Origin of the sequence: Streptomyces sp. NPDC051243, assembly GCF_044455405.1 — a bacterium.
GTDB lineage: Bacteria > Actinomycetota > Actinomycetes > Streptomycetales > Streptomycetaceae > Streptomyces.
In genome coordinates this window covers 67,936-86,317 of record NZ_JBITES010000012.1, presented here as the reverse complement: position 1 = coordinate 86,317, position 18,382 = coordinate 67,936, and the positions used below count along the sequence as shown (strand labels likewise).

The 18,382-nt window shown below is 71.3% G+C and carries 16 protein-coding genes; 9 read left to right on the top strand and 7 right to left on the bottom strand.

What is annotated here, in order from left to right; translation table 11 throughout:
• The first annotated feature begins 99 nt into the window (after positions 1-99).
• Complete coding sequence (locus tag ACIBAG_RS29410; protein ID WP_399109082.1) at positions 100-1,551, top strand: cytosine permease; 1,452 nt, start codon at positions 100-102, stop codon at positions 1,549-1,551.
• On the opposite strand, the gene ACIBAG_RS29405 is transcribed toward ACIBAG_RS29410, so the two are convergent.
• Positions 1,548-2,636, bottom strand: a complete 1,089-nt coding sequence (locus tag ACIBAG_RS29405; RefSeq protein WP_399109080.1) for a branched-chain amino acid aminotransferase — start codon at positions 2,634-2,636, stop codon at positions 1,548-1,550. The genes ACIBAG_RS29410 and ACIBAG_RS29405 overlap by 4 nt on opposite strands.
• A 273-nt stretch (positions 2,637-2,909) precedes the next feature.
• Positions 2,910-3,953: a 3-isopropylmalate dehydrogenase gene (locus tag ACIBAG_RS29400; RefSeq protein ID WP_399109078.1), complete on the bottom strand. Its 1,044-nt coding sequence runs from the start codon at positions 3,951-3,953 to the stop codon at positions 2,910-2,912.
• A gap of 142 nt (positions 3,954-4,095) precedes the next feature.
• Here ACIBAG_RS29400 and ACIBAG_RS29395 point away from each other — a divergent pair, with 142 nt between their 5' ends.
• Positions 4,096-5,685 (top strand): purple acid phosphatase family protein, encoded by a 1,590-nt coding sequence (locus tag ACIBAG_RS29395; RefSeq protein ID WP_399109076.1) that lies wholly within the window; start codon positions 4,096-4,098, stop codon positions 5,683-5,685.
• A gap of 70 nt (positions 5,686-5,755) precedes the next feature.
• On the opposite strand, the gene ACIBAG_RS29390 is transcribed toward ACIBAG_RS29395, so the two are convergent.
• Entirely contained in the window at positions 5,756-5,887 is a 132-nt protein-coding gene (locus tag ACIBAG_RS29390) for a hypothetical protein (RefSeq protein ID WP_284060057.1), read from the bottom strand.
• A gap of 293 nt (positions 5,888-6,180) precedes the next feature.
• Complete coding sequence (locus tag ACIBAG_RS29385) at positions 6,181-6,738, bottom strand: GNAT family N-acetyltransferase (RefSeq protein WP_399109074.1); 558 nt, start codon at positions 6,736-6,738, stop codon at positions 6,181-6,183.
• Between the two features lie 107 nt (positions 6,739-6,845).
• Between ACIBAG_RS29385 and ACIBAG_RS29380 the strand changes: the two genes are divergently transcribed.
• Positions 6,846-7,052, top strand: coding sequence for a DUF5988 family protein (locus ACIBAG_RS29380; RefSeq protein ID WP_399109072.1), 207 nt, complete (start codon positions 6,846-6,848; stop codon positions 7,050-7,052).
• Between the two features lie 79 nt (positions 7,053-7,131).
• Here ACIBAG_RS29380 and pruA read toward each other — a convergent pair whose 3' ends face one another.
• The gene (gene pruA, locus ACIBAG_RS29375; protein WP_399109070.1) at positions 7,132-8,763 is read right to left on the bottom strand and encodes an L-glutamate gamma-semialdehyde dehydrogenase; all 1,632 of its coding nucleotides are present in this window, start codon (positions 8,761-8,763) and stop codon (positions 7,132-7,134) included.
• Positions 8,764-8,817: 54 nt separating this feature from the next.
• Positions 8,818-9,744 (bottom strand): proline dehydrogenase family protein, encoded by a 927-nt coding sequence (locus tag ACIBAG_RS29370; protein ID WP_399109068.1) that lies wholly within the window; start codon positions 9,742-9,744, stop codon positions 8,818-8,820.
• Positions 9,745-9,872: 128 nt separating this feature from the next.
• Between ACIBAG_RS29370 and ACIBAG_RS29365 the strand changes: the two genes are divergently transcribed.
• The 5 genes from ACIBAG_RS29365 to ACIBAG_RS29345 all read left to right on the top strand — a co-directional run bounded on the left by ACIBAG_RS29365 (position 9,873) and on the right by ACIBAG_RS29345 (position 16,144).
• Positions 9,873-11,093 carry a PucR family transcriptional regulator gene (locus tag ACIBAG_RS29365; protein WP_399109066.1) on the top strand — a complete coding sequence of 407 codons (1,221 nt, stop codon included), beginning with the start codon at positions 9,873-9,875 and terminating at the stop codon, positions 11,091-11,093.
• Between the two features lie 114 nt (positions 11,094-11,207).
• Complete coding sequence (locus ACIBAG_RS29360) at positions 11,208-12,698, top strand: ABC transporter substrate-binding protein (protein WP_399109064.1); 1,491 nt, start codon at positions 11,208-11,210, stop codon at positions 12,696-12,698.
• Positions 12,695-14,506, top strand: a complete 1,812-nt coding sequence (locus ACIBAG_RS29355) for an ABC transporter permease subunit (protein ID WP_399109063.1) — start codon at positions 12,695-12,697, stop codon at positions 14,504-14,506. Before ACIBAG_RS29360 ends, ACIBAG_RS29355 begins: the two co-directional genes overlap by 4 nt.
• Entirely contained in the window at positions 14,496-15,473 is a 978-nt protein-coding gene (locus ACIBAG_RS29350) for an ABC transporter ATP-binding protein (protein ID WP_399109062.1), read from the top strand. Before ACIBAG_RS29355 ends, ACIBAG_RS29350 begins: the two co-directional genes overlap by 11 nt.
• The gene (locus ACIBAG_RS29345) at positions 15,470-16,144 is read left to right on the top strand and encodes an ATP-binding cassette domain-containing protein (protein ID WP_399109060.1); all 675 of its coding nucleotides are present in this window, start codon (positions 15,470-15,472) and stop codon (positions 16,142-16,144) included. The genes ACIBAG_RS29350 and ACIBAG_RS29345 overlap by 4 nt, the downstream gene beginning before the upstream one ends.
• On the opposite strand, the gene ACIBAG_RS29340 is transcribed toward ACIBAG_RS29345, so the two are convergent.
• A complete protein-coding gene (locus ACIBAG_RS29340; RefSeq protein WP_399109058.1) occupies positions 16,131-16,715 on the bottom strand; it encodes a TetR/AcrR family transcriptional regulator in 585 nt (194 codons plus the stop codon). The genes ACIBAG_RS29345 and ACIBAG_RS29340 overlap by 14 nt on opposite strands.
• Before the next feature lie 85 nt (positions 16,716-16,800).
• Here ACIBAG_RS29340 and ACIBAG_RS29335 point away from each other — a divergent pair, with 85 nt between their 5' ends.
• A complete protein-coding gene (locus ACIBAG_RS29335) occupies positions 16,801-18,354 on the top strand; it encodes an MFS transporter (protein WP_399109056.1) in 1,554 nt (517 codons plus the stop codon).
• The last annotated feature ends 28 nt before the right edge of the window (positions 18,355-18,382 follow it).

The window sequence follows — 18,382 nt, the reverse complement described above, 5'->3', positions numbered from 1 at the left end:
ACTCTAAACCTGAGATTCCGCTGACCGAAAGGTTGACAGCAGACCTCAAGCATCTCAGATTGAACGTCACTCAAACCGAGGTAGTCGAGGGAGACACCTATGCCGATGGAACAGCGCGGAGTCGACACCATCCCCGAGGAGGAACGCACGAGCGGCCCACGGGATCTCGTCTCGATCCTCCTGGGCTCGAACCTCTGTCTGGGCGTGATCATCTTCGGCTGGCTGCCCCCGTCCTTCGGCCTGGACTGGTGGGCGTCGGTGAGCTCGATCGTGGTGGGCACGGTGGCCGGCACGGCCCTCACCGCCCCGCTGGCCCTGATCTCCCTGCGCACGGCGACGAACCTGTCCACGTCCTCGGGCGCCCAGTTCGGCGTGCGCGGCCGCCTGGTCGGCTCGGTCGTCGGCCTGCTGCTCGCCCTCGGCTACACGGCCCTGACCGTGTGGATCGGCGGCGATGTGATGGTGGGTGTGCTGGGCCGGCTGTTCGGACTGCCGGCGAGCGGGGTGTCGTACGGCGTCGTGTACGCACTGCTGGCCGCGGCGACCGTCGCGGGCGCGGTGTACGGCTACCGGGTGCTGCTCGCCATGTCCCGCGTCCTCGCGATCGGCATGACGGCCCTGCTGGTCCTCGGCGTGATCGCCTACGCCCCGCACTTCACGACGACCGCACTGCCGGAGACGGGCGGCTATCTGCTGGGCGGCTTCTGGCCGACGTGGCTGCTGGCGACGGTCGCGGCGGGCCTGTCAGGCCCGATCGCCTTCATCACCCTGCTCGGCGACTACACCCGCTACATCTCCCCGGCCCGCCACTCCTCACGCCGGGTGCTGCACGCGACCTGGCTCGGCCTGCTGCTGGGACTGCTGGTCCCGCAGCTGTTCGGCACCTTCACCTCGTACGCGGCCCGGGCCGCCCTCGACTACGCCGGGCCGCTCGTCACCGCGTCCCCGGCCTGGTACCTGGTCCCGCTCCTGCTGGCCGCCTCGGCGGGTTCGGTCGGCAACGCCGGCCTGATGCTCTACTCCATGGGCCTCGACCTGGACGCCATCGTGCCGCGCGCGTCCCGGGCGACGGCCACGTACACGGTCGCGGTGATCGCCACGGCCTGCGTGTTCATCGGCCACTACTACTCGTCCGCGCAGGACGCGATGACGTCCTTCGTACTGCTGCTGACGGCGATCGGCACGCCGTGGGCCGTCATCACCCTGATCGGCTTCGCACGGTGCCGCGGGGTGTACGACGCGGATGCCCTCCAGGTGTTCAACCGACGGGCGCGGGGCGGGATCTACTGGTACCGGGGCGGCTGGAACGTCCCGGCGACGGTCGCCTGGGCGCTGGGGGCGACGGTGGGCGTGCTCGCGGTCGCGCTGCCGTCGTACGAGGGTCCGCTGCTGAGCCTGACCGGTGGGGTGGACTGCAGCTTCCTGCTGTCGGGGCTGGTGGGCGGACTGGCGTACGTGCTGCTGACGGTCGGTGACTCCGCACCGGCAAGCGAAAGGGCCGCCACGGACGCGGAGTCCGCGGCGGCCCTGTCGGTCCCGGCCGACCATTAGCCCAGCTTGTGCATCCAGCCGTGCTTGTCCTCGGACTTGCCCCGCTGGACGTCCAGGAGAGCCTGGCGGAGGTTCATCGTGACCTCGCCGGGCTCCCCGTCGCCCTGCCGCCACTCGGCGCCCGTGCGCTTCACGGTGCCGACCGGCGTGATGACGGCGGCCGTACCGCAGGCGAAGACCTCCGTCAGGGTGCCGTTCTCGGAGTCGCGCTGCCACTGGTCGACGGAGACACGGCCCTCCTCGGCCTCGTAGCCGAGGTCACGGGCGACGGTGAGGAGCGAGTCCCGGGTGACGCCCTCCAGGATGGAGCCGGTGAGGGAGGGCGTGATGATCTTGTCGCCGTACACGAAGTACAGGTTCATCCCGCCGAGTTCCTCGACCCACTTGCGCTCGACCGCGTCGAGGTAGCACACCTGGGCACAGCCCTCGGCCGCGGCCTCGGCCTGGGCCAGCAGGGAGGCGGCGTAGTTGCCGCCCGTCTTCGCGTCGCCCATGCCGCCCGGCACGGCGCGGACGTGGTCCTCGGAGACCCAGATGGACACCGGCTTTACGCCGCCGGGGAAGTAGGCGCCGGCCGGGGAGGCGATGACCATGAAGAGGTACTCACTGGCGGGCTTCACGCCCAGGCCGACCTCGGTCGCGAACATGAACGGACGCAGGTAGAGGGACTCCTCGCCGCCGTGCGCCGGGACCCAGGCCTCGTCCTGCTTGACCAGCACGTCGCACGCCTCGATGAACGTCTCGACCGGCAGCTCCGGCATGCCGAGCCGGCGGGCGGAGGCCTGGAAGCGCAGGGCGTTCTTCTCGGGGCGGAAGGTGGCGACGGTGCCGTCGGGCTGGCGGTAGGCCTTCAGGCCCTCGAAGATCTCCTGCGCGTAGTGCAGGACCATCGTGGCCGGGTCGAGGGAGATCGGCGCGTACGGCACGAGCTCGCCGTCGTGCCAGCCCCGGCCCTCGGTCCACTTGATCGTCACCATGTGGTCGGTGAAGTGGCGGCCGAACCCCGGGTTGGCCAGTATCGCCTCGCGCTCGGCGGCGGCGAGCGGGCTGGCGGAGGGCTTGAGCTCGATCGTGGGCGTCGTCATGAGTGGATGTCCTTCACCGGTTCTGATTGTGGCGGGCCGCGCTCACGCCAGTACGGCCAGTGGCCAGTGCTAGGACGTCCGAGCATTCCTTCATTCCGCGGCTCCGCGTTCGATTATCGCAAGCGGGTGCCGCGGAAGAAATCGGCCGGTACGGCGTGATCGGCGTGAATCGCGACCCAGGGGCTGATGGTGTCACCCGGCGGCGGACATGGGGAAGCCGCCGGGTGCGATGTGACCCGACGGCTTCGAAAGGAGTTCGAGTAGCGCGGCAGGTCAGCCGGCTACTCGTACGGCCAGCGCGTCGCCGATCTCCGACGTGCTGCGGGCGGGCTTGCCGGCGCGCTCGCCGAGGTCGGCCGAGACCGCGTCCTCGATACGGGCGGCCTCCGCCTCGTAGCCGAGGTGGCGCAGGAGCAGGGCGACGGACAGGACCGTGGCGGTGGGGTCGGCCTTGCCCTGGCCGGCGATGTCGGGCGCGGAACCGTGGACCGGCTCGAACATCGACGGGAACTCGCCGGACGGGTTGATGTTGCCGCTCGCGGCGACGCCGATGCCGCCGGAGACGGCCGCGGCGAGGTCGGTGATGATGTCGCCGAAGAGGTTGTCGGTGACGATGACGTCGAAGCGCTCCGGCTGGGTGACCAGGTAGATGGTCGCCGCGTCGACGTGCATGTACTCGGTGGTGACCTCGGGGAACTCCTCGGCCACCTTGTTGAAGATGTTGGTCCACAGGTGACCCGCGAAGGTCAGCACGTTGTTCTTGTGGATCAGCGCCAGCTTCTTGCGCGGGCGGGCCTGCGCACGGGCGAAGGCGTCGCGGACCACGCGCTCGACACCGAAGGCGGTGTTGACGGAGACCTCGGTGGCGACCTCGTGCTCGGTGCCCTTGCGGATGGTGCCGCCGTTGCCGGTGTACGGGCCCTCGGTGCCCTCGCGGACGACGACGAAGTCGATGCTCGGCTCACCGGCGAGCGGCGTGGCGACACCCGGAAGGAGCTTCGACGGACGCAGGTTGACGTGGTGGTCGAACGCGAAGCGGAGCTTGAGCAGGAAGCCGCGCTCCAGGACGCCTGAGGGGACGCCCGGGTCGCCGATCGCGCCGAGCAGGATGGCGTCGTGCTGCTTGAGGGCGTCGAGGTCGGCGTCGGTGAGGGTCTCACCGGTGGCGTGGTAGCGCCGGGCGCCGAAGTCGTACTCCTTGGTCTCCAGCTTCACATCCTGCGGGAGGACGGCGGAGAGGACCTTCAGGCCTTCGGCCACGACCTCCTGGCCGATGCCGTCACCGGGAATCACTGCGAGATTGAGGCTGCGAGACATGTCGGCACCCTACTCCTCGTCCCATGGGATGACATGCCGTGTCCGGGATGCGGACAGCCGGATGGGGGACGGCGTTTGCGCTTCGACTGGCGTTCACCCGTATGTATGGCGGGTGTTGGTCGCCGCTGGGAACTTTCCCACCATGGACATCCCGGACTTCGGCATCCCCCCGCAGCTCGCCCGCCGTATGAGCATGGCGGAACAGCATGAGTACCTGCGCACGAAGCTGACCCGGCGCCGCACACTGGTGACCGCGGGCGCCGTGGCGGCGGGTGGGCTGTTGACGGGTTGCGCGGGTTCGGAGTCGGGGCCCGGCTCGGGCACGTCCGGTGCGACGGCCTCCGCTTCGGCGTCCCCGTCCGGCCTCGCGAAGGTGCCGGGCTCGGCCGTCGCCCCCTTCGGCCGCCATCTCGCCTTCGGCGCCGACCCGAAGACACAGATGCGGGTCTCCTGGCAGGTCCCGGTCGCGGTGCGGAAGCCGTACGTCCGGATCGGGACCCGGCCCGACGACCTGGGCCGCAGGATCGAGGCCGAGGTGCGCGATCTGCACACGCCGGGGGTCACGGGCGTCCGCGCGGCCCTGGACCAGTACTACGTGCACGCGGCTGTGGACGGCCTCCTGCCCGGCACCACGTACTACTACGGCGTCGGCCACGACGGCTTCGACCCCGCCTCGGCGGCGCACCGCGCGACGATCGCGTCGTTCCGCACGGCGCCGTCGCGGCCGGAGAAGTTCGTCTTCACCGCCTTCGGCGACCAGGGCGTCAGCAAGGCCGCGGCCGCCAACGACCACATCCTGCTGCGCCAGGAGCCCGCCTTCCATCTCCACGCGGGCGACATCTGCTACGCCAACGTGAAGGGCCGGGGTGAGGAGTCGGACGGTTACGACCCCGCCTTCTGGGACCTGTTCCTCAAGCAGAACGAGGAGGTCGCGCGGTCGGTGCCGTGGATGGTGACGACCGGCAACCACGACATGGAGGCGTGGTACTCCCCCGAGGGCTACGGCGGCCAGCTCGCCCGCTGGTCCCTGCCGGACAGCGGCTTCGACCCGCGCAGGGCACCGGGCGTGTACGCGTTCACGTACGGCAACGTCGGCTTCGTGGCGCTGGACGCCAACGACGTGTCGTACGAGATCCCCGCCAACTTCGGCTACACGGGCGGCAAGCAGACGGCATGGCTGGACGACAGGCTGGCCGCGCTGAGGGCGGACTCGTCGGTGGACTTCGTCGTCGTCTTCTTCCACCACTGCGCGTACTCGACCTCGTCGCACGCCTCCGACGGCGGGGTGCGCGACGAGTGGCTGCCGCTGTTCGCCAAGCACCAGGTGGACCTGGTGATCAACGGGCACAACCACGTCTACGAGCGCACCGACGCCATCAAGGACGGCGCGGTGGGACGGCGGGTGCCGATCGGCGCGTCGACCGACCCGACGCGGGACGGGACCGTGTACGTCACCGCGGGCGGCGGCGGCAAGGAGCTGTACGGCTTCCCGGCGGGCGTGAAGGAGAGCTACGAGGGCCATGTGCGCGATCACGACTCCGTCGACACCTTCGAGTGGGCGAAGTCGCGGGCCTCGAAGGCGGAGACCGTGGAGTGGTCGCGGGTGCGCTACCGGGGCTTCTCCTTCCTCAAGGTGGAGGCGGAGAGCGGTACGGCACCGAGGCTCAAGGTGTCGGCGCTGGCGCAGAGCGGGGAGCGCATCGACCATTTCGAGGTGCGGCGCGGAGCGTGAGTCCGCGCCGCACCCCGGCGGGTGCGGCTCCCGGCTCCTGGGGGTGACGCGTGGGGTGACGCGCGGCGGCTCAGTGGCCGGTCGAGCCGCCGTTGTCACGGCGGTCGAGGGCGCGCTGGAGGGCGGCCGCGGCGTTCTTGCGGTCGGACTCGGTCGTCCGGGAGATGTGACGGACTCGACGGCGGGCGGTCGTCTCGGCCATGAGGAATCGACTCCTTCTGAATCCTGGAGTGCACAACACTGAAATCCCTGAGTGCACAAAGGGGTTACGAGACGCCGGATGGGGCGGGGAGCGGTGCCGCAGGGGTTGCCTGCACGGGGCCCGGCTCACGACCGCCATTCGCTTGATCGAGCGAGACGTTCGGCTTCTACAAAGCTAAGCCAGGACGGGGCATCTGTCTCCACAATTACTCGGACTTCCTACTATCTGAGACGGTGGAGTGGGTCACACGCCACTGACCTGCGCTTATACCCTCACCCCGTTCCCTCGCCCCGTCAGAGCACATCCCCGTCCCGCCAGTCGAAGACCAGCTCGAAGGCCGGGTCGAGCGGACCGGCGAGAGCGGGCCGCACGAACGTGCTCCCCTCCTCGTCCGGCAGCCGCACCACACCCTCGGGGCCCAGTGCGCAGACCCGCCCGCTCCACACCTCCCAGCCCCGGGCGGCGTACAGGGCGGCCCCCTCGTCGCTCGCGGACAGCATCCCCGCGTCGTAGGCCCGGTCGATCACCCGCTCCAGCTCCGCCATCACGCGACCGCCCAGCCCGGTGCGGCGCGCGTCCGGGCGTACGGCGACCGCCTCCACGTACCCGACCCGCAGCCACCGGTCCCGGTGCCGCACGCGCCGCATGACCACCGACCCGTGCGCGAGGAGCCGCCCCGCGTCGTCGTGGACGAGGGCGTGCATGCCGCCGAGGCCGTGGTCCCAGTCCTCGTCGGAGAAGTCGCCGTCGAAGGCCTCGTCCAACAGGGCGCGGATCGCGCGCAGTTCGGCGGGGGTGAGGTCGGCGGTGTGGGAGGTGCGCGGCGTTCGGGCGGATGCGGTCGTGGTCATCCGCCCAGTATCGGCGCCGCCGCCGGGCGGCCGTCGGGAATCGCCCACTCGGCTGATCCTGCGCGCGGCACGGGACGGACGCCTACGACAAGGGGAACGGTGTGGTCATGAACGACACGGCGAAGGTGTTCCTCGAAGGCGGCCCGGACGATCTGCCCGAACGGATCGTCCCGACCCCGTCCCCCGGCCCGGATGTGAAGATCAAGCTCCGCGGCGGGTACGAGCACTTCCGGCCGACCTCGCGGCAGGAGGAGACGCCCGAGGGCACGCTGCCCGTGTACGAGTGGTGGGAGCGGACGGAGATCGCCGAGTAGCACGAAGGGCCGGGTCGAGCGCGAAGCTCAGGACCCGGCCCTTTGCCGTGAGTTGACCGAAATCAGCCCAGTCGGCCGGTCAGCCCATGTGCGGGTAGGTGTAGTCGGTCGGCGGAACCAGCGTCTCCTTGATGGCGCGGGTCAGCGTCCAGCGCATCAGGTTCTGCGGGGCGCCGGCCTTGTCGTTGGTGCCGGAGGCGCGGCCGCCGCCGAAGGGCTGCTGGCCGACGACGGCGCCGGTCGACTTGTCGTTGATGTAGAAGTTGCCGGCCGCGTAGCGCAGCTTCTCCATCGTGTACGCCGCCGCCGCGCGGTCGGCCGAGATGACCGAGCCGGTCAGCGCGTACGCGGACACCGACTCCATCTGCTCCAGCATCTCCTCGTACTTGTCGTCCTCGTAGACGTGCACGGCGAGGATCGGGCCGAAGTACTCGGTCGTGAAGACCTCGTTCTCCGGGTCGCTGCACTCGATGACGGTCGGGCGGACGAAGTAGCCGACCGAGTCGTCGTAGGAGCCGCCCGCGACGATCGTGCAGGAGGAGTCGGACTTGGCGCGGTCGATCGCGGCCTTGCTCTTGGCGAAGGCGCGCTCGTCGATGACGGCGCCGATGAAGTTGGACAGGTCGGTGACGTCACCCATGGTGATGTAGTCGACCTCGGCCGCGAACTCCTCCTTGAATCCGGAGTTCCAGATCGACGCCGGGATGTACGCCCGGGAGGTCGCCGAGCACTTCTGGCCCTGGTACTCGAAGGCACCGCGGGTGAGGGCCGTCTTCAGCACCGCCGCGTCGGCGCTCGGGTGGGCGACGACGAAGTCCTTGCCGCCGGTCTCGCCGACGATGCGCGGGTAGGAGCGGTACTTCTCGATGTTGTTGCCGACCGTCTTCCACAGGTACTGGAAGGTCTTGGTCGAGCCGGTGAAGTGGATGCCGGCGAGGTCGCGGTGCTCCAGGGCGACCTTGGAGACCTCGATGCCGTCGCCGGTGACGAGGTTGATGACGCCCTTGGGGAGCCCCGCCTCCTCCAGCAGCTGCATGAGCAGCACGGCGGCGTGGGTCTGGGTCGGGGACGGCTTCCAGACGACGACGTTGCCCATCAGCGCGGGCGCGGTGGGCAGGTTGCCCGCGATCGCCGTGAAGTTGAAGGGCGTGATCGCGTAGACGAAGCCCTCCAGCGGGCGGTGGTCGAGGCGGTTCCAGACGCCCGGGGAGTTCGCCGGGGGCTGCTCGGCGAGCAGGTCACGGGCGTACTTGACGTTGAAGCGCCAGAAGTCGACCAACTCGCAAGGGGTGTCGATCTCGGCCTGCTGGGCGGTCTTGGACTGGCCGAGCATGGTGGAGGCGGCCAGCGTCTCGCGCCACGGGCCGGCCAGCAGCTCGGCCGCGCGCAGGATGATCGCGGCACGGTCGTCGAAGGACATCGCACGCCAGGCCGGCGCGGCGGCGAGGGCCGCGTCGATGGCGTCCTGGGCGTCCTGCTGGGTGGCGTTGCCGTAGGTGCCGAGGCGGGCCTTGTGGTTGTGCGGCTGCACGACGTCGAACCGCTCACCGCCGCCCATCCGCTTCTCGCCGCCGATGGTGCAGGGCAGGTCGATCGGGTTCTCGGCGAGCTCCTTGAGCTTGACCTCGAGGCGGGCGCGCTCGGGAGAGCCGGGGGCGTAGCCGTGCACCGGCTCGTTGACGGGGGTGGGGACCTGGGTCACAGCGTCCATGAGATCCGTAACTCCTTGAACTTGAGCGGGTGTTTCGAGCCGTTGTGTCGGGACTCAGCCCTTGCTGATCATGCTCCGCAGGAAGAAGCGCAGGTTCGCCGGCTTCTCCGCGAGCCGCCTCATGAAGTAGCCGTACCAGTCGGTGCCGTAGGCCGTGTAGACGCGCATGCGGTGGCCCTCGGCGGCCAGCCGCAGGTGCTCGTCGCTCCTGATCCCGTACAGCATCTGGAACTCGTACTCGTCCGGCTTGCGCCCGGCGCGCCGCGCGAGTTCCTGGGCGATGGAGATCAGGCGTGGGTCGTGGGACCCGATCATCGGATACCCGGTGCCCTCCATCAGAACCCTCAGGATCCGCACGTACGCCTTGTCGATCTCGTGTTTCTGCTGGTAGGCGACCTCGGCGGGCTCCTTGTAGGCGCCCTTGACCAGCCGTACGCGGCTGCCGCTCTGCGCGAGGCGGCGGGCGTCGCCCTCCGTGCGGAAGAGGTAGGCCTGGATGACACAGCCGGTCTGCGGGAAGTCCCGGCGCAGCTCCTCGTGGATGGCGAACATCGAGTCGAGGGTGGTGTGGTCCTCGGCGTCGAGCGTGACCGTCGTACCGATGGCGGCGGCGGCCTCGACGACCGGGCGGACGTTCGCCAGGGCCAGCTCGTGTCCGCCGTCCAGCGCTTGCCCGAACATGGACAGCTTGACGGACATCTCGACGCGCTCGCCGAGCTCGAGGTCCTTGATCCGGTCGATCAGCGCCAGGTACGCGTCCCGGGCGGCTTCGGCCTGCTCAGGACGGGTGATGTCCTCGCCGACGACGTCCATCGTCAGCTCCAGGCCCTTGCCGGTGAGGTCGTCGATGATCGGCACGATCTCGTCGACGGTCTCGCCCGGGATGAACCGGTCGACGACCTGCTTGGTCACCGGGGCCGCCGAGATCAGGCGTCGCATCCGGTCGCTGCGCGACGCGGCAAGAATCACGGGACCCAGCACGGGGCACCTCCACAAACCAGCAGATAGAACCACCGTGAAACCTAAGGATCCCTCCGATCGTCGGCCATCGACAGCTGTCACGCATCCGTGCCACAGATCTCAGACAGTTGTATGACGCCCCTGCGGTTATGCGGGAGAATGCCCGAGTGACAGCCGATTACAAAGGCGACTACCAGGAGCTGGTCGATGAGATCTCGGAGCTCCTGGGAGCCCCCGCGACCCTGGAGAACCGGGACTTCGAACTGATCGCCTTCGGCGCGTACGACAGTGAGGGCGAGCTCGACGCGTCGGCCCTGGACCCCGTGCGCACCCGCTCGATCCTGACCCGGCGCTCGACGACGACGGTCCGGACCTGGTTCGAGGGGTTCGGCATCACCCAGGCGACCGGACCCGTGCGGATTCCGCCGACCCCGGAGGCGGGGGTGTATCGCGGACGGATCTGCCTCCCCGTACGCCACAGGGGTGTCGTCCTCGGTTATGTCTGGCTCCTGGACGACGATCCGGGTCCGACCGAGCAGCAGCTCGCCGCCGCCATGGAGGTGACCGCCCGCATCGGCGCCCTGCTCGCGGACGAGGCGCAGCACGGGGCCGACCTCAGCCGGGAACTGCGGGCCGTGCTGACCGCCGAGCGCGGCTGGCAGGGCGACGCGGCCGTCGCCGAGCTGCGCGCGGCCCTGGGCTCGCGCGCGGACGGCGTCCATACGGTGGTCTGCGTGGCCCCCTGGCCGTCGGCCGACCCGGACGACGCCCCGTCTGTGCGGACGGTGCCGCACGCGACCGCGCTGTGCGCGGTGCCGTGGGGGGCGGCGGGACAGAGCCTGGCCGTGCTCGTACGGCTGCGCTCGTCCGAGGTGCGGACGGCGGCGCTGGCGGCGGCGTCCCGGCTGCTGAAGCAAGCCCCGGCCCAGCCGCTCGCGCGGGGCCCGGCGCGGGTGGCGGCGGGCCTCGGCGAACCGCGCACCGGTCTCGCCGAGCTGGGCACCGTCTGGCAGGAGGCGTCGGCCGCGGCCCGTGCGGCGCTGGCGGAACCACGGCTCGGACCGGTGGCCGAGTGGGGGCGCATCGGGCCGTACCGCCTGCTGACCTCCCTCTCCCCGCAGACGGTCCACGACCCCGCGGTCGCCCCCCTCCTCTCCCCCGCCCATCACGAACTCGCCCGCACCGCCGAGGTCTACCTCGATTGCGCCGGCCAGGCCGGCCGCACGGCCGCCGAACTCGGCATCCACCGCCAGACCCTGTACTACCGCCTCTCCCGCGTCGAGCAGCTCACGGGTTTGGACCTGGACGACGGCGAGGACCGGCTGCTGCTGCACATGGCGTTGAAGGGGGCAAGGCTTGCGGGCAGTTGAGGGCGGCTGCCTGCGTGGCAGGCCATACGGATGCAGGCTTCTGAAAATGATTGTCATCATGCTACGGTCGGTGCAACGTTCAACCTTTGACCATGCCTTTATCCGGAGTGTCCCGTGCGCGTCCCCGCCCGTCTTCTCCCGCTCACCGCGGTCACCGCGGCCTCCGCCCTGCTCACCGGCTGCTTCTCGTCAGCGGCGTCCGATGAGGCGTCCGCCGAAGGCAAGCGCATCCGTGTCGCGCACATGCTGCCGCCCCGCTCCGGCCTGTCTCCCCTGAGCGACGACGCGTTCAAGCTCTCGCGCTGGTCGACGGCCGAGACCCTGGTGAAGCTCGACGAGGACGGCGACGCCCTGCCCGCACTCGCCACCAAGTGGCAGCAGTCCGGCCGCACCTGGACCTTCGAGATACGCGACGGCGTCACCTTCCACGACGGCACGAAGCTCGACGCACAGGCCGTCGTCCGATCGCTCACCAAGGCCGCCGGCGCCTCCCCCAAGCCCCGCATCCTCGACGGCGTGGACCTGACCGCGAAGGCCGAGGACACCGACACGGTCACGGTCACCACCGGCACCGAGGACCCCCTCGTCCCGCAGCGGCTGAGCTCGCCCCAGCTGTCGATCCTGGCCGCCAAGGCCTACCAGGGGAAGACGGTGAACCCCATCGGCGCCGGCACCGGCCCCTTCGAGCTGGTCGAGGTCAACGGCACCGCCTCCGCCGCCCTCGACCGCTACGACAAGTACTGGGGCGGCAAGGCCAAGGCCCCGGGAATCGACGTCAAGTTCGTGCCGGACGGGACCGCCCGCGCCGCCGCCCTGCGCACCGGCGAGGCCGACATCGTCGAGGCGATCCCGGTCTCCCAGGCCGCCGTCCTCGACCAGGACCTGATCACCGAGGTCCCGATGCCGCGCACCAACACCCTCTACCTGAACACCGAGAAGGGCGTCTTCAAGGACGCCTCGCTGCGCGCCGCCGCCCGGGAGGCGATCGACGCCAAGTCGATCGTCGAGGGCGTGTACGAGGGGCGGGCGGATGTCGCCGGAGGACTGCTCGGGCCCGCGCTGCCGTGGGCGGCCGACCTGCGCACGCCCGTCGAGCACACGAAGGCCGGCAAGCCTGACGGCACGACGATCACCATCGGCACCTTCACCGACCGGGCCGAACTGCCCGAGGTGGCCGCCACGCTGCAGCAGCAGCTGCAGAAGGCCGGGTTCAAGGTGAAGCTCGACGTCCGCGAGTACGCGAACATCGAGTCCGACGCCCTGGCGGGCAAGTTCGACGCGTTCATCCTCTCCCGCGCCACCGTCCTGGACTCCGGCGACCCGGTCGCCTACCTGTACAGCGACTTCGCCTCCGACGGCTCCTTCAACCTCTCCCAGCTCGCCGACTCCGCCGTGGACGCCGAGCTGAAGAAGGCCGGCGGGACGAAGGCCGGCGACGCCCGCCGAAAGGCGGTCATCGAGGCCGAGGCCGCCGTGCTCGCCACCGACGCCGCCGTCCCGATGCTCCACGAGCGGGTGATCCAGGGCGACGCCGCCGGTGTCGTCGACGCCGCCCACGACCCCCGCGAGCGCGAGCTCGTCACGATCGACACGTACGTCAAGTGAAGCCTGCCCTGGGGAAATTCATCGGTCCGGCCGGGCTGACCCGCCTCCTCTGCCTGGTCGCCGTCCTGGCCGCCGTCGGTCTGCTGCCCTGGCTCTCCCGGCGGGACCCGGCCCTCACCGTGCTGCGCGCGCGGTCGGCCGAGCAGGAGCCGACGGAGGAGGCGCTGTCCGCGATCCGCCAGGACCTCGGCCTGGACGCCGGTCCCCTCTCCCTGCTGGGGAAGTGGGCCTCGGGCCTGCTGCGCGGCGACTTCGGCACCTCCTGGGTGTCGGGGTACGACGTACTGCCGTCCGTCGTCGCCGGCCTCCAGGTGTCGCTGGCCCTGATGGGCGCCGCGCTCGGCGTGGCGGTCGTACTGGCCGCCGTGCTGGTGGCTCCGGTGCTGGTGCGGGGGCGCGGGTCGGCCGGGGCCTTCGCCGCGATGCTGGCCGCCGTGCCCGAGTTCCTGCTGGCCACCGTCGCGCTGCTGGTGTGCGGGGTGTGGCTGGGGTGGCTGCCGACGGCCGGGTGGGCGGGCCCCGAGTACCTGGTGCTGCCCGCGATCGCCCTCGGCGTCCCGGCGGGCGGTCTGCTCGGCCGGCTGGTCGCGGACGCGCTGCCCGCCGTGCTCGACGAGCGGTGGGTGGAGCTGTGGCGGGGCGCCGGGGTGAGCCGGGCGCGGATCGCGGGGGCCGCCCTGCGCCGCGTACTGCCGCCGCTGGTACCGCAGTTCGGCATGGCGGCCGTCGGGCTGACCGGGGGCGCGGTCGCGGTGGAGACCGTGTTCGCGGTGCCCGGCATCGGCCGTACGGCGCTCGGCGCGGCCAAGTCGCAGGATCTGCCGCTGCTGCAGGGGTCGGTGCTGGCCCTGCTGCTGCTCGGCCTGCTCGCCGGCGCGGCGGCGGCGCTCACCCGGCGCCGCCTGCTGGGCCCCGCGCTGCGTGACGCCGGTCTGACACTGCCCCCGGCACGCCCGGTCCGTACCCACCCGGCGGTCCCGTTGACCCTGTTCACCCTCCTCGCCGTGTCCATCGGCTGGGGCCTGCTGCGCGACCCGTACACGGTGAACACGGCCGCCCGCCTCACGGCCCCCTCCTGGGCGCACCCGCTCGGCACCGACGCTCTCGGCCGCGACGTCCTCGCCCGGCTCGGCCACGGCGCCGCCTCGACGGTCGGCACGGCCGCCGCCATCTGTGCGCTGAGCCTGCTGGTCGCGCTCGCGCTGGGCTTCCTGCCCGGCGTCGCGGCGGGCGCGGCGGACATCGCCAATGCCCTTCCCCCCGTGATCGTCGGCATCCTGGTCGCGGCGGCGGCCGGTCCCGGCACCGGCGGCGCGGCCCTCGCCGTCGCCCTGATCTCCTGGCCCGCGCTGTCCGCGCACGCCGCGGCGCTGGTGCAGGAGGTAAGGGCGTCGGCCTTCCTGACCGCCCAACGGGCCATGGGCGCCACCCCGTTCTGGATCCTCACCCGGCACGTCCTGCCGTCCGTCGCCGCCCCCGTCGCCCGCCACGCCCTGCTCCGCCTGCCCGGCATAGCCCTCGCCCTGGCCTCCCTCGGCTTCCTGGGCCTGGGCGCCCAGCCGCCCGCGCCCGAGTGGGGCCTGCTCCTCGACGAGTCCCGCGCGTATGTCGAACGCGCCCCCTGGGCGGCCCTCGCCCCGGCGGTCGCACTGGCCCTGCTGGCGGGACTGGCCGTGTCGGGGGCGGCGGCCGTGCAGGGCCGCGGAGCCCGGCGAGTCGCGCCGACGGAGAAGAAGGCCGTGCAGAAGGCGGAGCAGGCAGCCGCGAAGAAGGCGGAGAAGGAAAAGGAGGCCTCCGTTGCCGTCTGATGTGCTCCTCTCGGTGCGCGACCTGCGGATCGCCTTCGACGGCGTCGAGGCCGTGCGCGGACTGTCCTTCGACGTCCGAGCGCGCGAGACCCTCGCCCTCGTCGGCGAGTCGGGCGCGGGCAAGTCCCTCACGGCCCGGGCGCTGCTGGGCATGCTGCCGCGCGGCGCGACGACGAGCGGGACGATCCTGCCGGACCTCGCCGCCCACCGCGGCCGCCGTATCTCCCTCGTCCCGCAGGACGCCCTGTCGGCCCTCTCCCCCGTGCACCCGGTCGGCGACCAACTCGCGGCCGCCGTACGGTCGGTGACCGGCGTCTCCCGCAAGGAGGCCCGGGCCCGGGCGGTCGCCGCGCTCGACCGGGTCGGCATCCCGGACGCCGCCCGCAGGGCACGGGCGTATCCGCACGAGTACTCCGGCGGCATGCGGCAGCGCGCCGTCATCGCCATGGCGACGGTCAACGAACCGGACATCGTCGTCGCCGACGAACCCACCACCGCCCTGGACGAGGAGCGCCGCGACCAAGTGCTGCGGGTGCTCGCCGAACAGCGGGAGGCCGTCGGCGCCGCGCTGGTCCTCGTCACCCACGACATGGACGTCGTACGGGACCACGCCGACCGCGTGCTGGTCATGTACGCCGGCCGCCTCACCGAACTCGGCCCGGCGGACGAGGTGCTGGCCCGCCCCCGCGCCCCCTACACGGCAGGCCTGCTGGCCTCCCTCCCCCAGCACGCGCCCCCCGGCCGCCGCCTCCCCGCACTGCGCGGCACCCCACCCGCCCCGGCCGCCCTCCCGCCGGGCTGCGCCTTCGCCCCGCGCTGCCCGCTCGCGGCCGACGTCTGCCACACGACGGAACCGGAGCCGCGGCAGGTGGCGGAGCGCCTGGTGGCCTGCCACCGCTGGCAGGAACTCCCGCATCCGGCGACCGAGTTGTTCCAGGAGAAGGAAGAGGAGCAGCAGCCCGCATGAGCGACGACGCCCTGCTCGACGTCCGCGACCTCGTGATGCGCTACGGCGACACGACCGCCGTCGACCATGTCTCCTTCACCCTGGCCCCCGGCGAGACCCTCGCGCTCAACGGCCCCTCCGGCTGCGGCAAGTCCTCCACGGCCCTGGCGGTCCTCCAGTTGCGCCGTCCCCACTCCGGTGACGTCCGCTTCGAAGGGCGGGAGTTGACGACCCTCACCGAACGGGAGCTGCGCCCGATCCGCCCGCGCATGCAGCCGGTGTTCCAGGACCCGTACGGCTCACTGAGCCCCCGCCACCGCATCCGCGACGCGGTGGCGGAACCGCTGCGGATACAGGGCCGCCGGCCCACCCCCGATCAGGTGGCCGAGCTCCTGGACCGGGTGGGCCTGGACCCGTCGTACGGCGACCGCCGCCCGCACGAACTCTCCGGTGGCCAGTGCCAACGCGCCGGAATCGCCCGCGCGCTGGCCTCCGAGCCACGTCTGCTGGTCCTCGACGAACCGGTCTCGTCCCTCGACCCTTCCATACGCGCCGGAGTACTGAACCTGCTCGCCGACCTCCAGGACGACCTCGGCCTCGGCTACCTGTTCATCTGCCACGACCGGGCGGTCGTACGGCATTTCGCGGACCGGGTGATCGAGATGCGCGAGGGGCGGGTCATTTCCGGCTAGCGGCCTCCATGAGCTGACACAGCCCCTCGGTGAGCGCGTCCGCGTCGGGTGCGCGCTCCGGGTCGAAGTTCCACTGCGCGATGAGTCCCGTCATCAGGGTCGTGTAGAACCTGCCGAGGGTGTCCAGCGTGCTGTCGGGAATCTCGTCCTCCGGCACCCCTGTGAACAGCGCGACGAGAGCACGCTCGGCGTCCCGCTGCTGCCGCGCCAAGTGATCGCGTACCACGGGCAACTGGTCACCCATGGCCACGATCTCGATGCTGAGGCGCCACATCGACCCCGGCCCCCTCATGGTGCCGATGATGTTCGACCACACCTCCCGGAAGCGCTCGACGGAGCCGGGGGCGGTGGCGCTGTCGGCGGCCCCGTCGCCGTCGAAGGCCTCGGAGAGCTCCGCGACCAACGCCAGGTACGCCTCCGCCAGCAAGGCGTCCTTCGAGCCGTAGTGGTAGCCGATCGAGGCCAGGTTGGTCCCCGACTCCTTGACGATGTCGCGCGCCGTCGTGCGCACGAACCCCTTCGCCAGCAGGCAGCGCTTGGCCCCCTCCAGCAAATCCTCACGGTGTCCCATGGCACGCCACTCTACTCCGGATCCATACAGCCGTCCTATACGGCCGTCCTAGACAAGCGTTTAATACGTGCGTACATTCACCGGCATGACAACGAACCCGACGAGCCCCACCACGCCCACACCCCCGCCCACCCGCGCCGGCCGCCGCGAATGGACCGCCCTCGGCGTGCTGATGCTGCCGCTGCTGCTGGTCTCGATGGACGTCTCGGTGCTCTACTTCGCGATCCCGGCGATCAGCGCCGACCTGCAACCGAGCGGCACCCAGCAGCTGTGGATCTTCGACATCTACGCCTTCGTCCTGGCCGGTCTGCTGATGACGATGGGCTCGCTGGGCGACCGCATCGGCCACCGCCGCCTGCTGCTGATCGGCGCCGCCGCCTTCGGTACGGCGTCCCTGGTGGCGGCGTACGCCAACAGCGCCGAGACGCTGATCGCGGCCCGCGCGGTCCTCGGTATCGGCGGCGCGACCCTGATGCCGGCGACGATGGCCATGACCCGCACGATGTTCACCGACCCCACCCAGCGCGCGAAGGCGATCGGCCTGTGGTCCGGCGTGATGACGGCCGGGATCGCGCTCGGCTCGGTGATGAGCGGGGTGCTGGTCGAGTACTTCTGGTGGGGCTCGGTCTTCCTGGTCAACCTGCCCGCGATGGCTCTGCTGCTGGTCGCGGGCCCGGTGCTGCTGCCCGAGTCGAGGAACCCCGCGCCCGGCCGCTTCGACTGGCTGAGCGTGCCGCTGTCGATGGCTGCGGTGCTTCCCGTGATCTACGGCCTGAAGGAGATCCCGTCCAAGGGCTGGAACGCGCTCTACGTCGTCTCGATCACCGTCGGCCTGCTGTTCGCGGCGCTCTTCGTCCACCGCCAGCGCACGGCCGCGGCGCCGATGATCTCTCCGGCCCTGTTCCGGGGGCGGCGCTTCGCGCCCTCGGTCTGCCTGAACCTCGTCTGCGCGTTCGGGGTGTTCGGCTCGGCCTACTTCACCACGCAGTACCTGCAGTCGGTGCTCGGCAAGAGCGCCCTGGAGGCGGCCCTGTGGGCACTGCTGCCGTCCGTGCCGATCGGGGCGGCGGGGCCGATCGCGACCCAGGTGGTACAGAAGGGCGTCAACCGCGCCTACGTCGTCACCGCGGGCTTCGCGATCGCAGCGACCGGTTTCGCACTGCTGGCCCTCGCCGGGACGGACTCGATGTGGCTGGTGCTGACCTCATGCGCGGTCCTCGCCGTCGGAGGTGTGACGGTGATGTCCCAGATCATGGACCTCGCGCTGGGCGCCGCCCCGGTGGAGCGGGCGGGCGCCGCGTCTTCCCTGATGGAGACCGGCGCGGAGTTCGGCGGCGCGCTGGGCATGGCGGTGCTCGGAGCGATCGGCACGGCGATCTACCGGCACGAGATCCCGGCGTCGGCGCCGGACGTGGCGCAGGAGACGCTGGGCGGTGCGCTTGCTGTCGCCGATCAGGTGCCGGGACTGGCGGCGGTGGCGCGGGAGGCGTTCACCAGCGGGATGCAGGGGGCGGCGATCTCGGGGGCGGTGGTGCTCGCGGGGGCGGCGGTGCTGGCGGCGGTCATGCTGCGGCGGGTCGAGGTGGGGGAGCGCACATGCGAAACGCCGGACGGACAATTCAGCCCGTCCGGCGTTTGAGCAGGAGGCCCGTTCAGGGTCTGAGCGG